Below are 14,424 nucleotides of genomic sequence, written 5' to 3'. Positions count from 1 at the left end.
TTATAATGATGTTAATGGAATGTAATTAACTTTTAAAGTATCTGCCAATAATTTTGCTCTACCAAGTTTAACAAATCCGTTTTCGGTATCTATTATAGTGGTATTATTAAGCTTGGACAAATAGGTTTTATAGGATTGTATTGCATATTCAAATGGATTTTCTTTTCCTGAATTTATTTTTCCATCTGTTAATACAAACAATTGTACTGCTTTTTTATTGATAGATTTCAATAATTCAAAAACCTTAAAAAACGCACATCCTAAATTTGTTTTTCCTCCGGCTCTTAATTGATGACTTATTTTATTGAGAATCGCATTATCACTTGTAAAGTCTTGTACAACTTTTGCTGACGAATTATCCAATGTTATAATAGCGTATTCTACTTTTTTTGTTGGATACCTATTTATTGTTTTTTGAACAATACCTTTTACATAGCCTAATTGTTTATCTACCGCCATAGAAGCACTAGTATCTAGTAAGAATACAATTTTTGCAGCTGCTTTTTCGGTTACTTGCTTATATATTGCTGTAAACTTTTCCGTAGCCATGTAGTTTTTAATTGTCTTTACTAATGCAATAGATGGTGATGGTGTTGCAATATAAGGTGTTTTTTTAAGTGTTTTAGTAGGTAATATTACCTCTTTTTTTTTTGAGGTTTGGGTAATTGAAAACTTTAATCCGTTTTGTACACTTTCAGGTAGTTGAAAAGAATTATTACCCTGAGTTTGATTATCTTTCTTATCAGGTTTTTCTTGTTCTTTATTTTCACCTTCTTTTTTATCATTATTTGACTCAGGTGGTATAAAATCTTTGCTTCTATGCTGTAAAACATACGTTGCTATTCTATGTAGCATTTCAACAGTAACCTTATCTTGATTAAGTAATGCTGCATAAGCTCTTGCCGTTTTTAACAATAAAATATCTGCTCGCATTCCTTCAACATTTGCCTCTATAGTTAATTTAGCAGCTTCATTTTGTACCTCCTCAGATAGTGTTACCTCTGTTAATTTGTGTTTAGCTGATAGAATTTCTGTTTTCAACCTTAATTCTTGTTCCTTTCGTTTTTCATAAAAATCAGTTGGAGTGGTATCAAAATCTAAACGTTGTATCGCTATTTTTTTTCGAATAGCAATATCTTTTGGTGTAGTTATGTTTACACTTAACCCAAATCTATCTTTCAATTGCGGACGTAAATCTCCTTCTTCGGGATTCATAGTTCCTACTAAACAAAATCTACTTTCTAGCCATTGTGAAATTCCTTCTCTTTCTAAATGATATCCTCCAGAAGAAGAAGCATCTAAAAGCACGTCCATCAGATAATCATTTAGTAAGTTAATTTCATCTATGTACAAAAACCCCTGATTTGCTTTAGCTATCAAACCTTTATCTACAATTGTTTTTTTCTGATTTATAAGTGCTTCTATATTTACACTCCCTAAAACTCTATCTTCAGTAGCTCCTATAGGTAAATTGATAAACGGAAAATCTTTTCCCATTAATTGACTTAATGCTCTAACTGTTGTTGTTTTTCCTGTGCCTTTATCTCCAGTAGCCAAAACTCCACCTATAGTTGGATCTATTAAGTTTAACAATAAACATAACTTAAAATCATCTTGACCAATAATTGCTGTAAAGGGAAATTTAGTTTTGTGTTGCATGGTTAATGCATTAATGTTTTATAAATCCAAATACATCCTATAATGATTGAAATAATTCCTATTGATGCATTTAACCATTTAAAAATCGACATGTTTCTTTCAATAAATCGACTCATGGTAAAAATAAGTACATAACTATAGGCTGCCATAGCAAAAATAACCCCTAAGGATTCTATAACTAAAATCCAAATAGCTTCAGTAATTGTACTTGCACTAATAACCAAAACAGATGTTAATGCGCCTCCAGTTCCTGCTAAACCATGTAACATTCCTATCCAAAAAGATCTATTGATAGGATTCATAGCTATTTCCTCTCCTGATTTTCCATGTAAGTGAATCATATTATTCGGATCATGTTCGTGTTCTTCGATCTTTTTATGATCCGACATCATGTCTTTTAATTTATGGTTTCTTCTGATCGCTGTAATTCCCAACCAAATCATGATAGGTCCAACAGCTAACTCAGCAAAATATGAGATATCTTCTACGAATGATAAAAGTAAAGTTCTAAATACTAATGCTATTCCTCCAAAAAGTAATAAGGTAACAGAATGACCAAAAGCCCATTGTGAAGCTGTAAAAACGGTTTTAAATGTTACTTTTTTCTTATTAATGGCATTTTCTGCTGCCAAAACTGATACTGCCGAAACGTGATCTGGTTCAAAAGAATGTAAAACGCCTGCAATTAATGGTCTTGTAAAGTTTAAAAAACTCATGCTTTTTTATAAGGTATAACTTGATTATTATTATTTATTAAATATATATTTAATATTATGTTTGATGCTATTTTATAGCAGTGTTCGTAACATTTTTGAAGTAACATTTGGTAAAAAGGTTCTTCTACATCAAAAGTAAAAATTTCTTGCAACCTACCCGCCATATTTAATGCTAAAACCTTCCTTGCAGTTTCTTCAGTATAGCCTGATTCTAATGCTAGTTTATAAATAAAGTTTTTATCCCAACTTGTTTTGTTACTATGCGTATTTGTATGGCCTTGTGTCAATTTAGAGGCTTTTCCTAACATAATCCCCATATTCACAACTTTTATTTCTTTGGAATCGTGAATTTTCTCAAAAGTTTCCTGAATCCAATTTCCATAATGAATACAAGCTACTTCAGGAAAACTAGGAAATATACTTCGAAGTGCTTTTTCACTTCTTGCTCCAGAATTAATTAATAATTTAGTTTCATTATTGGCTAAAGCAACGTCTATCCCTTGTTGAATACTCGCAATATAAGACGCAGCAGAAAATGGAGTTACAATACCTGATGTTCCTAAAATGGAAATTCCGTGTAAAATTCCTAAACGACTATTTAAAGTTCTTTTGGCTAGTTTTTCCCCATCTTTTACCGAAATTGTAATAGTGACTCCTTTATCTATAAGGTTAAAATCTGATAAAATTTTATTACAAACTGTAGTCATCATTTTTCTAGGAACAGGGTTAATAGCGGGTTCTCCAACTCCTATTTCTAATCCAGGTAAGGTTATTAATCCCACTCCTTCTCCTTTTTTAAAAATAATATCTTTTGTATCATTGAATTCTACTGTTGCTGTAATTTCAGCTAAATGTGTAACATCTGGATCATCTCCAGCATCTTTAATAGTTGTAATAGCACTTTTACTTTCAGAAATTATAGCATCTTTTAAGTAAAACGTTGCCATTTCTCCTACAGGTAGTAGTACTGTAACTTTTTCTTGTACTCTCTGAGAAATTAGTCCTAATAAAGCTCCTTTTACACAAGCTGTAGCACAAGCTCCTGTTGTATAGCCCTTCCGAAGAGGTTTATCGGGTATTTCTTGTAAATCACTCAATATATTCAGTAATCTTTTTATTTAATTCTTCTATAGAATTCATACAAAGATACCTATTTGACAACAAAGGCTTTTTTAAAATAACGATTGGAATTTGAGTTTCCATTGCTGCTGAAATCTTTTGATCTAGTTTTCCGTTAACCCCGCTTTCTTTAGTAAATATTACCTCTGGAGCTAACCCTTTATATAACAAAACTTCTTCTTTTACATTTTGAGGATACCCATACAATAGCTGGTTTAATGGAAAATTTGCTTGACTCGCTATAGCTCGTGAACTATTCTTATCTAAAATTCGAAACCAAGTCTTCTTTGATTTCCAATATGGTGCTAATCTTTTTATAGTTTGAACCCCTGAAAGTGCTAATAAAGAATGGTATTTTTTTTCTTTAAAAAGAGATATTGCTTCTTCAAAAGAATTTACATAGGTTACTAATTTATGGGATATTCGTTTTGTAAACTCACGTTCAAAACGAATTAACGATATTTCAGTTTCTATTGAAGCAACTGTCTCATGTAATTCAACTGCAAAGGGATGTGAAGCATTAATGATATGTGTTATTTTTTTCTCATGACAAAACTCCTCTATTTTTTTAGTTGTCATTTCTCCAAAAATTGGAACTCCCTTTCCTATAAAAGATACTTCTGTTTTAGTTGAATAATAATAAGGTAATAATAGTTCATCTAAAAATGAAGCTACTTGTTTTCCTTCTGTAGTTCCTCCAAAAACTAGAATCATAATCATTTTATATTGTCTACAACAAAGAAACAAAACCATTATTAAATAACTTATTTTTTCACTTTGAAAGTCTAAATCTCTTTCATTTCTTCTCTGTTATTCTATAGTTATAGTTCCTATTTATAAATAATATTGTACCTTTGCATCGTTCAAGTAGAACGACCTTTCAATTTTAGGGTAGTATTTTAGTAATTAGTTTTTTGAGTTTTATTCTCTTCTTGCCTTTTTTATTTCATCATTACTTTATTTTTTTAAGTGTTTAAAAACATTTTAACTGCTATATAATTATTAATATTAATGGTTCTATATAAGTTTATAGTAGTTCTCCTTTAACAAAACAATATTTATAATTTAAAATTTAGTACGATGCAAGAAGGCACAGTAAAGTTTTTCAACGAATCAAAAGGATTTGGATTTATTACATCATCAACTGGTGAAGATATTTTTGTTCATAATTCTGGTTTAATTGACGAAATTAGAGAGAACGATAAGGTTAAATACCAGACTGAGCGAGGAAAAAAAGGATTAAATGCTGTTAACGTAGAAGTTATATAGTTTTTAACCTAACCTTAAAAGTGGCAAAATTGTTAAAACATAGTTTTGCCACTTTATATACTTAATAAAGTAGTTTTTACATCTCGTAAAATTACATTTAGAACACCTCAATAAACTTTATTAAGTTCTATACTTATATTCCTGAATATTTTTTTTAAAAACAAGGTTCTGTTAACCTACTTTATTTTAATAAACTATCAGGATTTTTATTAACTAAAAAATAATTTATGGCTTCAAAATCTCAAATAACTTTTAATAAAAAAGAAAAAGAAAAAAAACGCGCTAAAAAAAAAGAATTGAAAATGATGAAAAAAGAATCTAGAAAAGAAGGTAAAAAAAATGGGTTGGAAATAGACTGGTCATTAGCTCCCAACAACAAAACATTAACACAAGAAGAAAAAGTAATTAAAGAAGCTAATAAAACAAACTATATAAACTTATAACCTAATTAAGGTGAATATCGTATACTTTTTAATGTATATTATAAAAGACAAATACTTTCAAAAACTAAAAGCATTTGTCTTTTTATTTTATTGGGTTATTTTTTGTTTCTTTCTAAAAATATGATGCCAATTATCGTCATACAACCAAGAACGATTTTTACGTGCTCCAACTGCTTCTCCAACAACTATTAATACTGTTCTTGTTAATTTATTTTCTTTAATTATCTCAGTAAGTTCTGTAAGCTTTCCTGTCCAAACTTGTTCGTCTTTCCAACTCACTCTATACAATACTGCTAATGGTGTTTCTTCTGGATAATGTTCTAATAATTCTGCTTGCACTTTTTTAGCAATACCAGCGCTTAAAAATATACACATCGTAGCACGTAACTTTGCCATATCTGCAATTTTTTCATGTTCTGGTGTTGGTGTATTTCCTTCTCCTCTTGTTAAAATAATGGTTTGTGCTACTTCAGGAATTGTAAATTCAGATTTTAAATAGGCTGCTGCTGCTTGAAAAGAAGAAATCCCTGGTACAATATAGTAATCATATCCTTTGGCATCAAAAATGGTCATTTGCTCTTGAATCGCTCCGTATATAGACGGATCACCAGAATGTAAACGGACAATTTTCTTTCCTTGTGTATAATAAGTATCTATAATTTCTATTTGCTCTTCTAAAGTCATCGAAGCAGAATTACGTACTAAAGCTCCTTCTTTGGCCATATGCGTTAATTCTTCTGGAACTAAGCTACCTGCATATAAAATACAATCTGCGACTTCTAATATTGCTCTTCCTTTTAATGTCAACAATTCAGGATCTCCAGAACCAGCTCCTACAATAGCAATACTTGGTTTACGTTCAAAATCGGATACTAGTGATAGTGCATAGGTAAACTTTTTACCAGATTCTGTAGTAGCTTTTGTTTTTTCTACAAGCCATTCATTTGAATCTGCAATAAGTGCAACTGAAGCTTCTGAAACTCCATAAACTCCTACTTTTTTCTTTACTACTTCCGACGGATTGGCTACCTCAACATTATTCAATTCCTCACCTGTATAGGTAACAAAAGGAAGTTCGTATTTTAATGCAAAGTCTAAATATGCTTGTTCTTCCGACTTTATATCTGCCGAACCTAATGCATATATACTTTCAAATGCTATATTTTGTTTTTGTAACTCATCCTGCAAAACCATTTCAAATAATGGCGGCTCTATATCTTTTGAACATCCACTTCCTAATGCGATACATTTTGGATAAAAAGCTAATGATGGTATTTTAGAGTCTAACAGTTCATAACCTACATACAATAACAAGTTATACTCAGTAATGTCTACATCTTCTATTCTGTAATAAATAGTAACAAAATCTGGGCATGATTTTTCTAAAAACTCAGTTCCTTTATCTTTAACTTTTAAAACCAAAGCTGTTGGTTTTCTATTTACAAATAAGGAAATGATTTTATTCAGTTCAACGGAGCTTCTAGTTTTCCATGCGAACTGTTCTGCTAATGTATCTAAACTCCATAATTTTTGTAAATCGCTTGAGGTAGATATCACGGGAATTGCTTGTAATATTCTACTAATTTGTTTAGTTAAGTCATTAGCTTTTCCAATATGACCGCTTAAAACAGATTGTACGTGTTTTCCTTGATCATCAATATTTACCACCGCTGGGTCAGTATTTTTATCCTGAATAAAAGGTGCAATGCTTCTAACACAAATTCCTAAAGCTCCTATAAACAACCAAGCATCATATTTTTGAAAGGAAGTTTCCATTAGTTCTGAAGCTGAACTAATACGCTTCATCTCTTTAGTTTCTTCTATAGATCTAGTAGTGAATATCCTACTTCTATAAAATTCATTTTGTAGCACTTTGGCTATTTCCAAACCATTATCTGTAAAGCTAACTATTGCTACTTTTAAAACTTGTTCTGTCATATTTTCTCCCTTATAATTTAATAGCTTTTAATAAGCATATAGGGTTGTGCAAATCTAAGGTTAAATTTAACTCTTCTACCAATTCCCAAGCTAAGTTTTTGCAGCTTTCTTTAAACGAATTATTACTTGTTTCTTTTACTGTGTTTATCACAATTATAGTATTGGGAGAAATTACCTCATCTAATACTATTAGCATCTCTTTGAGTTTTCCACCATGCCCTCCTATAAAAATAGTGTCTGGCTTTGGATACTGTTTTAAATCTTGCTTAAAAAAATCACCGATAACTGATGTTATTCCCAATGCTCCGAATCTTTTTTGATTTTCCATTAAAATACTCTCACATTCTAATCGCTTTTCAAATGCTATAATATCTAAATTCGGATTTTTAAGTTTTGCTTCTACAGAAATAGAACCTGTACAAAACCCTATATCCCAAAATACATTTCTATTTAACACATCTAATAAATGTAAACTGGTTAAACGAATGGGCATTTTAGTAATCATTTTAGGTCTGCCTTTTAACCCTAAAAAATCACCATCTTTTATTCCGAAATATTCTTTTCTTTTTTCTTTTTGATGAAGCAATACACAGTTTAATTTGTGATATTCTTTATTTAAAGCTTCTTCTAAGGTTATTGTTTGAACCTTTTCATATTCTCCTTCTAAATCTTCGCCAATACTTATTTCATAATTGGTATAACCATAATTCAATAATCTTTCAGCAATTGCTTTTGGGCTTTTAATTCTATCTGTTAATACACCTATTAATGATTTTTGATTTATTAAGGCTATATCTAATGCTTTCCATGTTCTACCATGCACACTAACTGTAATCAGCTCATTACTATTTGTATTCGTTTTATTGGCTAATACTTGAATGGAACTAAAATAAGGTTCCGTATAAATTTCTATAGATGGATATTTATTTTTAAGTGTATTTGAAAAACCATAAAACAATGGATTTCCTGAAGCAAAAACAACAATTCTTGTATTTGCCTGTTCATATTCCTTAAAAACAGTTTCCATAGGACTCTGAATAAAAATCCATTGATAATTTTCAGGAAGCACATTTTTTACCAATTCTAAATGACGTTTACCACCACTAAAAACAGTAGTGCTTTGAATAAGCTCCTTTTGTTCTTCTGAAAATATTGATTGCTTATTTCCTATACCAATTACAAAAAACGTCATCTATTTTTTTTAGCGTTTAATGAATTAAAACTCATTGGACATACTTTTCTTGAATAACTACTTCGTCTTGAAATTTTTTATAATCCCACTTTTTAATTTCTAGTTCAGGTTTATTGTAAAACATATCCGTATAACCGAAACATAAATAACCTATTAACTGATTTTCTTTTGGAGCATTTAATATGTTTTTTACCTTTTCAGGATCCAAAATACTTACCCAACCCATCCCTATATTTAAAGCACGTGCCATTAACCACATATTTTGAATGGCACAAACAACACTATACTTTCCCATATTTGGCATACTTGTCTGACCTAAAACAGGTTCGTTTTTAGGTTTATAAAAAACTGCCATATTCAAAGGAGCTTCTGTTATTCCTTCTAATTTTAATCGAATATATTCTTGTTGTTTTTTATCTTTAAATTGTAGAATCGCTTTTTCATTTTCTTCTTGAAAAGAATTTTTAACTGCTTGCTTTGTTTTTATATCACGAATTAAAACAAACTCCCAAGGCTGTGAAAATCCTACCGATGGCGCAGATAATGCAGCTTGTAAAATTCGGTTTATATTTTCTTCTGATATAATATCTTTCTTAAAATAATTCCCTCTAACATCTCTTCGGTATAACAATATTTCTTCTAATATTTCTTGTTCTCCTTCTGTAAAAAATCGTTGCAATTCCTCTTGCATCCCTTAAATCGATTCTAATTTTTCTACTTCCTCTAATGTAAATGCTGCATTCACTATTGCAGCTGCAAAATTACTTCCTCCTCTACGTTCTGTAATCAATGCAAATGAAATTTCTTTTTGCATTTTTAATCGCTCTTTGGATTCTATAACATTTATGAACCCTACTGGTGCACCAACAATCCCTACAGGGTTTATGGTTCCTTCATGGACTTGATCTACAATTTCAATTAATGCCGTTGGTGCGTTTCCTATGACAAATAATGCATTTGGATATTTTTGTGCTGCTAATTTAATCCCCGCTTGTGAACGTGTTAAACCTTCTTTAGTTGCTAACTCAAGGGTTTCTTTTTCATTAAGCATACAAACTACCTGATTATTATATTTGCCTGTAAAAGCTTTGGTTATTCCTGCTTTTACCATAGTTACATCCGTTACAATAACACCTCCACCTTTCAGGTAATCATTCCATTTTTCAATAGCTCCTTTGGAAGTTTCTATGTAATTGATATACTCAAAATCTCCCGAAGTATGAATACAACGAATTGCCGCCCATAAATGATCGTTATCAAAATTATGAGTTGGTAGATTTTCGATAATTTCTCTAAAGCTTGCTTCTTGAATTTCCTGTCCTGTTTCTGGTTTTCTATTCAAGTAACCTCTGGGTGTTATTAAGTTTTTTTTGTATCTAAATGTTTGACTGTTCCCTATTAATACCACACTAAACATATCTACCTCATCAATATTTAGCTCTCCTAATGTTGTTAGTGTAATATTTTCTTCCGTTCTACCTAACTGCTTACAGATAGCTACAGGTGTAGCATCAGAACGATATTTTAAATAAATATCTTTTAACGCTTGTAACTGCCAATACCTCTTTTTACTTCTTGGGTTATATAAACCTGTAACAAAATCTCCTTGTGCTGCAGCTATGATTCTTTTCTCAATAGTCGTCCATGGAGTCATTAAATCAGACAATGAGATACAACAAAAATCGTGACCTAGAATAGCGCCTAACTTACTTCCTGCAGTAATAAAAGCTGAAATTCCAGGAACCGTCTCAACTTCCAACTCTAGTTCTTGTTCTGCTACTTTCTGATATACAATAGAAGCCATGGCATAAATACTAGCATCTCCAGAACCAATAACCACCACATTCTCTCCTTTTTGTGCATATTCAATTGCTATGTCTGCTCTTTTCTCTTCTTCACTTAACTCTTTTCCTATACAAACAGCGTTTGGATTAATTAAGTGTTCTATAAATTGAAAATAATAATGATATCCAATAATTACAGTAGCTTTTGAAACTGCTTCAGATGCCATTGGAATAATATATTGCTCATGTCCAGGTCCTAGTCCTACAACTTTAATCATTCGTACGATTCTTTTTTATAATTAAGAGAGAGAAATATGGAATTTCTCTCTCTGATATTTCTTGTATATTAGTGGTAATATATTCTTGATTCGTTCCTAAGCGCTCACAATAATAAAACTGCCAAGTTTGCTGTGTCAATTGTTTATAAAAATATTGCCAACTTGTTTTTACTTTCATCAATATGAGCGTGTCAACTTTAACAAAGTAATTTTCAATTTCTTCTATTGATTTTACCCTAGGAACTACTGCTATTTTATCATTTAAAAGACTTAAATGGGTTTGATGTTTAGCAGCTCCTAAGCTAAAAGAATTAATTCCTGGGATTAATTCTACAGGAATATTTAGCTTTTTCAAATGTTCTAAAACGTAAGAAAACGAGGCATATAAACTAAGATCACCTTCACATACTACAGCTACTTTTTTACCTTGATTTACTAATTCTTGTATTTCAGATGCAGTTAAAGCATACACCCTTTTTGACTGAGATCTATCATCTGACATTTCTAAATAAAACCCTCTAAGATCTTTATTTTCCAACTGATGGTATTTTAACAAAGGATATACATAACTTTTCTTCCTACCTTGATATGAAGATCCTGGGTAAAATATTACGTCACTTTCCTTTAAAACTCTCAATGCCTTTATGGTTAGTAATTCAGGATCTCCTGGACCTAATGCCACGCCATATACCATAATTACTCAGCTTTCTTCTTTTTGCGTTTGTATAAAAATAATTGCCATTTTTCCTCTGCTACTCCTTCTTTATCCATTTCAGCTCTTGCCATCGTAAAAAATAAATCTGATAATCTATTGATGTACGCCATTACATATTCCTCTACACTATCTGGATCTTCAAGCATTAAAGTAACTAAACTTCGTTCTCCTCTACGTATTTGTGTTCTACATACATGACATAACGCTGAAATCTCATTTCCCCCAGGTAAAATAAAATAATCTGAAGGAGAACTTATACTAGCTTCTAAGGCATCTAACCATTCTTCACAAAAAACTGCCCCATCTATTGGTTTTGGGTTTGGATTTTCTTTTTTTGAATCTGATGGACGTGCTAAATGCGACATCATATCCATCATATCTTTTTGAATACGATGCAAATTTGCTTGCCACTCATGTTCTTGTCCTAATTTAGCTCTTAATAAACCTATTGTTGAGTTTACTTCATCTAAAGTTCCAATACATTCTATTCTTGCTGAATTTTTATAGGCTCTTTTTCCTCCAAAAACTCCTGTTTTTCCTGCATCTCCTTTTCGTGTATATATCTTCATCTGTTATGCTGTAACGGTTAACTTTTCTTCTAAAGCTTTTATTAAACTAGTTTCTTCTAACTTTTCACCAATAATAACCAATCGTGTACCTCTCACTTCTCCTTCTTTCCATTTTCTATCAAAGTAATTTTCAAACCTACTTGCCACACCTTGCACTATCATACGCATTGGTTTATTAGGAACTTCAATAATTCCTTTAATTCTATAGATTTCAAATTCCGAAACTAAACGCTCTAAAGCTTTTATTAATTGCTTTGGTGTATGTGGTACTTTTACTTCTATAACTAACGAGTTTATTGTTTCATCATGATCATGATCGTGGTGGTGGTCATGGTCGTGATCGTGATGGTGGTGATGTGCTTCATGATGCGAATGCTTTTCTTCAATAAAATCTTCAGATTTTGCATCTAAACCTAATAAAACATCAACAGGAATATCTCCTTTTACTCCTGAAATTATTTTAATTTGATTTCCTATTTTATTCTGGATAACTTCTCTTACTTTAATAAAGCTCTCTTCATCTATTAAATCTGATTTTGTCATAATCACTAAATCTGCGCACGATAATTGATCTTCAAATAATTCTTCTATAGAAGATTCATGATCTAAACTATCGTCAGCTAAACGTTGCTCTTGCACTCTTGCTCTATCACAAATTTCTCCTGTAGCTTGCCCTACACTATCTACTACAGTTACCACAGCATCTACCGTTATTTGTGGTTTTAAATCTGGCCAATTAAATGCTCTTACTAATGGTTTTGGTAACGCTAATCCAGATGTTTCTATAATAATATGATCAATTTGATCTTTACGTTCCATTAATTGAAGCATTGTTGGTAAAAACTCTTCTTGTACAGTACAGCAAAGACAACCATTACTCAACTCTAAAATATTCTCTTCTTCACATCCGCAATCATTACCTTTTAGAATTTCTCCATCCATTCCTAACTCTCCAAACTCGTTTACTATAATAGCTAAACGTCTTCCATTAGCATTCTTGGCTATTTGATGAATTAATGTAGTTTTTCCTGAACCTAAGAAACCTGTAATGATAGTTACAGGTATTTTTTGAGAAGTATTAATCATTATTTAGAAAATTTTATACCACCAAAGGTATTAAAATTGTTATGGAGTGCACACTATTAACCTAAGGAATATTTGTAAATGGAAGGTAAATATTTTTACAACAAAAAAGCCTTACTAAAACTAGTAAGGCTTATTGTGATCGCGACAGGATTCGAACCTGTGACCGTCTGCTTAGAAGGCAGATTTTATCAACCCAAATAGAAATACACAAAAACAAAAAACCTCATAAACAAAGGGGTTTAAGACATATTGAATTTTATAAAATCAAATAAAAACTAAAAAATCGGGCAATTTTCGGGCAATTTTTTTCATATCTTTATGGAAATAATTTTCATTATGGCTACCGTAAAAATAGTTCTCGATAAAAAGAAAAATAATCAACGTACAGATGGTTCTTTCCCTATAAAGATTAAAGTTGAACACGATGGAAAACACCTACCGATTAACCTAAAAAAGTATGCGTTAGTTGAACAATGGACTGGAGATAAACTAAATAGTAAATTTCCTAATTCCAAAAGAACCAATAATGAATTATTAAAAAAACTTGTGACAGCCAAATCACTTTTAGAAGACTATGAAAATGAAATTAAAACTTGGAGTTGTAAACAATTAAGAGATTTTATTGCTTTACGAATATTAGATGAAAAATCCGAAAAGCGAGATAAAAGAATCAAGGAAAAAGGAGGCACGCTTTTAATGACTCCTAAAGGTATTAAAACCATTAAACTCTTTGAATATGGCAATACTCTGGTAGAGCATTATGAAAAATTAAAACTTTATGGCAGAGCTAAATCTTACAAACAAGCTCTAAGTGCATTTAGGAAATATTCAAGCCCTAAAGAAGACATCACTTTTGCTGAAATCACTGGAAAAGTACTGGAACAATGGAAAGTAAACATGATGAATAAACCTATGAAAGATACTTCATATAATGCTTATTTAAGAGGCTTACGTGCTGTAATCAATCATGGAATAAAAGACCATAAGCTTACAAAAGACGGAAACTATGGGTTTCAATATTTTACTGTAGGCACACCTCAACCTACACAAAAAAGAGCTATTCATATAGAGCAAATCAAATCCTTATTTGAATATTCTTTAGAAAAAGAAACTTCTTTATGGCATTCTCAGCAACAAGCTATTTTTATGTTTAATACTAATGGCATTAATTTTCGAGATTTAGCTTATTTAAGAATGAATCAAATTATTGGCGATTTTGACCGTATAAAATATAAAAGAGCAAAAAACCATAAAGATTTTGATATTGTCATCGCAGGTAAATCAAAGGAAATATTACAATATTACTCACAAGGAAAAAAACTAAATTCTAATGAATTGGTCTTCCCTATTCTGCCACAACAAATTTTAGGACTAGGGAAAAAAGAGATTACTCTTTATGAAAGTCGTCGAGATATTTTTAACAATAACCTCAAGAAAATTGCATCTTTAGCTAAAATTGACACCAATTTAACTTCTTATGTTCTAAGACATTCATTTGCAACCGCCTTAAAACATTCAGGAGCAAATATTTCGTATATCTCTGAAGCGCTAGGACATGAGTCTTCTAAAACTACCCAAGTATACCTAGATAGCTTTGAAAAAGAGGATAATGATAATATTACTAGGTCAGTTGCTTTTTAAACAGAAAAAATTAAT

Annotated in this window: 14 protein-coding genes; 3 read left to right on the top strand and 11 right to left on the bottom strand. The window is 31.0% G+C overall.

The genetic code is table 11. From position 1 onward, the window contains the following. The 4 genes from ABNT65_RS19950 to ABNT65_RS19935 are packed head-to-tail and all read right to left on the bottom strand — an operon-like array spanning position 1 to position 4,214. Entirely contained in the window at positions 1-1,659 is a 1,659-nt protein-coding gene (locus ABNT65_RS19950; protein WP_348707308.1) for an AAA family ATPase, read from the bottom strand. Positions 1,660-1,661: 2 nt separating this feature from the next. Then, positions 1,662-2,375, bottom strand: coding sequence for a hypothetical protein (locus tag ABNT65_RS19945; RefSeq protein ID WP_348707307.1), 714 nt, complete (start codon positions 2,373-2,375; stop codon positions 1,662-1,664). Beyond that, positions 2,372-3,472 carry a cobalt-precorrin-5B (C(1))-methyltransferase gene (locus tag ABNT65_RS19940; protein ID WP_348746694.1) on the bottom strand — a complete coding sequence of 367 codons (1,101 nt, stop codon included), beginning with the start codon at positions 3,470-3,472 and terminating at the stop codon, positions 2,372-2,374. Before ABNT65_RS19940 ends, ABNT65_RS19945 begins: the two co-directional genes overlap by 4 nt. Then, positions 3,465-4,214 carry a precorrin-6A/cobalt-precorrin-6A reductase gene (locus ABNT65_RS19935; protein WP_348707305.1) on the bottom strand — a complete coding sequence of 250 codons (750 nt, stop codon included), beginning with the start codon at positions 4,212-4,214 and terminating at the stop codon, positions 3,465-3,467. The genes ABNT65_RS19940 and ABNT65_RS19935 overlap by 8 nt, the downstream gene beginning before the upstream one ends. A 360-nt stretch (positions 4,215-4,574) precedes the next feature. On the opposite strand from ABNT65_RS19935, the gene ABNT65_RS19930 reads away from it, so the two are divergent. Beyond that, positions 4,575-4,763 carry a cold-shock protein gene (locus tag ABNT65_RS19930; protein WP_348707304.1) on the top strand — a complete coding sequence of 63 codons (189 nt, stop codon included), beginning with the start codon at positions 4,575-4,577 and terminating at the stop codon, positions 4,761-4,763. 227 nt (positions 4,764-4,990) lie between these two features. Further along, a complete protein-coding gene (locus ABNT65_RS19925; RefSeq protein ID WP_348746693.1) occupies positions 4,991-5,206 on the top strand; it encodes a hypothetical protein in 216 nt (71 codons plus the stop codon). Between the two features lie 87 nt (positions 5,207-5,293). Here ABNT65_RS19925 and cobM read toward each other — a convergent pair whose 3' ends face one another. The 7 genes from cobM to cobW are packed head-to-tail and all read right to left on the bottom strand — an operon-like array spanning position 5,294 to position 12,768. After that, entirely contained in the window at positions 5,294-7,144 is a 1,851-nt protein-coding gene (gene cobM / locus ABNT65_RS19920; protein WP_348707302.1) for a precorrin-4 C(11)-methyltransferase, read from the bottom strand. Between the two features lie 10 nt (positions 7,145-7,154). Continuing rightward, positions 7,155-8,336, bottom strand: a complete 1,182-nt coding sequence (gene cbiE / locus ABNT65_RS19915; protein ID WP_348707301.1) for a precorrin-6y C5,15-methyltransferase (decarboxylating) subunit CbiE — start codon at positions 8,334-8,336, stop codon at positions 7,155-7,157. Between the two features lie 31 nt (positions 8,337-8,367). Next, positions 8,368-9,027, bottom strand: a complete 660-nt coding sequence (gene bluB, locus ABNT65_RS19910) for a 5,6-dimethylbenzimidazole synthase (protein ID WP_348707300.1) — start codon at positions 9,025-9,027, stop codon at positions 8,368-8,370. A 3-nt stretch (positions 9,028-9,030) separates the two neighbouring features. Next, positions 9,031-10,398, bottom strand: a complete 1,368-nt coding sequence (cobJ, locus tag ABNT65_RS19905) for a precorrin-3B C(17)-methyltransferase (protein WP_348737362.1) — start codon at positions 10,396-10,398, stop codon at positions 9,031-9,033. After that, positions 10,391-11,092 (bottom strand): precorrin-2 C(20)-methyltransferase, encoded by a 702-nt coding sequence (gene cobI / locus ABNT65_RS19900; RefSeq protein ID WP_348746692.1) that lies wholly within the window; start codon positions 11,090-11,092, stop codon positions 10,391-10,393. Before cobI ends, cobJ begins: the two co-directional genes overlap by 8 nt. Positions 11,093-11,094: 2 nt before the next feature. Beyond that, positions 11,095-11,682 (bottom strand): cob(I)yrinic acid a,c-diamide adenosyltransferase, encoded by a 588-nt coding sequence (locus tag ABNT65_RS19895; protein WP_348737360.1) that lies wholly within the window; start codon positions 11,680-11,682, stop codon positions 11,095-11,097. A 3-nt stretch (positions 11,683-11,685) separates the two neighbouring features. After that, positions 11,686-12,768: a cobalamin biosynthesis protein CobW gene (gene cobW, locus ABNT65_RS19890; RefSeq protein WP_348707296.1), complete on the bottom strand. Its 1,083-nt coding sequence runs from the start codon at positions 12,766-12,768 to the stop codon at positions 11,686-11,688. A gap of 336 nt (positions 12,769-13,104) precedes the next feature. On the opposite strand from cobW, the gene ABNT65_RS19885 reads away from it, so the two are divergent. Then, positions 13,105-14,409: a tyrosine-type recombinase/integrase gene (locus ABNT65_RS19885; protein WP_348746691.1), complete on the top strand. Its 1,305-nt coding sequence runs from the start codon at positions 13,105-13,107 to the stop codon at positions 14,407-14,409. Positions 14,410-14,424: the final 15 nt, after the last annotated feature.

It is taken from the genome of Tenacibaculum sp. 190524A02b (assembly GCF_964036645.1).
Classification (GTDB): domain Bacteria; phylum Bacteroidota; class Bacteroidia; order Flavobacteriales; family Flavobacteriaceae; genus Polaribacter; species Polaribacter vairaonense.
The sequence above is the reverse complement of the archived record's forward strand: the minus strand, read 5'-3'. Positions and strand labels throughout refer to the sequence as shown.

What these genes read in the sequence shown, in the direction of transcription:
- ABNT65_RS19950 (WP_348707308.1), bottom strand. Translation starts at nt 1,659, where the DNA reads ATGCAACACAAAACTAAATTTCCCTTTACAGCAATTATTGGTCAAGAT.
- ABNT65_RS19945 (WP_348707307.1), bottom strand. Translation starts at nt 2,375, where the DNA reads ATGAGTTTTTTAAACTTTACAAGACCATTAATTGCAGGCGTTTTACAT.
- ABNT65_RS19935 (WP_348707305.1), bottom strand. Translation starts at nt 4,214, where the DNA reads ATGATTATGATTCTAGTTTTTGGAGGAACTACAGAAGGAAAACAAGTA.
- ABNT65_RS19930 (WP_348707304.1), top strand. Translation starts at nt 4,575, where the DNA reads ATGCAAGAAGGCACAGTAAAGTTTTTCAACGAATCAAAAGGATTTGGA.
- ABNT65_RS19925 (WP_348746693.1), top strand. Translation starts at nt 4,991, where the DNA reads ATGGCTTCAAAATCTCAAATAACTTTTAATAAAAAAGAAAAAGAAAAA.
- cobM (WP_348707302.1), bottom strand. Translation starts at nt 7,144, where the DNA reads ATGACAGAACAAGTTTTAAAAGTAGCAATAGTTAGCTTTACAGATAAT.
- cbiE (WP_348707301.1), bottom strand. Translation starts at nt 8,336, where the DNA reads ATGACGTTTTTTGTAATTGGTATAGGAAATAAGCAATCAATATTTTCA.
- bluB (WP_348707300.1), bottom strand. Translation starts at nt 9,027, where the DNA reads ATGCAAGAGGAATTGCAACGATTTTTTACAGAAGGAGAACAAGAAATA.
- cobJ (WP_348737362.1), bottom strand. Translation starts at nt 10,398, where the DNA reads ATGATTAAAGTTGTAGGACTAGGACCTGGACATGAGCAATATATTATT.
- cobI (WP_348746692.1), bottom strand. Translation starts at nt 11,092, where the DNA reads ATGGTATATGGCGTGGCATTAGGTCCAGGAGATCCTGAATTACTAACC.
- ABNT65_RS19895 (WP_348737360.1), bottom strand. Translation starts at nt 11,682, where the DNA reads ATGAAGATATATACACGAAAAGGAGATGCAGGAAAAACAGGAGTTTTT.
- cobW (WP_348707296.1), bottom strand. Translation starts at nt 12,768, where the DNA reads ATGATTAATACTTCTCAAAAAATACCTGTAACTATCATTACAGGTTTC.
- ABNT65_RS19885 (WP_348746691.1), top strand. Translation starts at nt 13,105, where the DNA reads ATGGCTACCGTAAAAATAGTTCTCGATAAAAAGAAAAATAATCAACGT.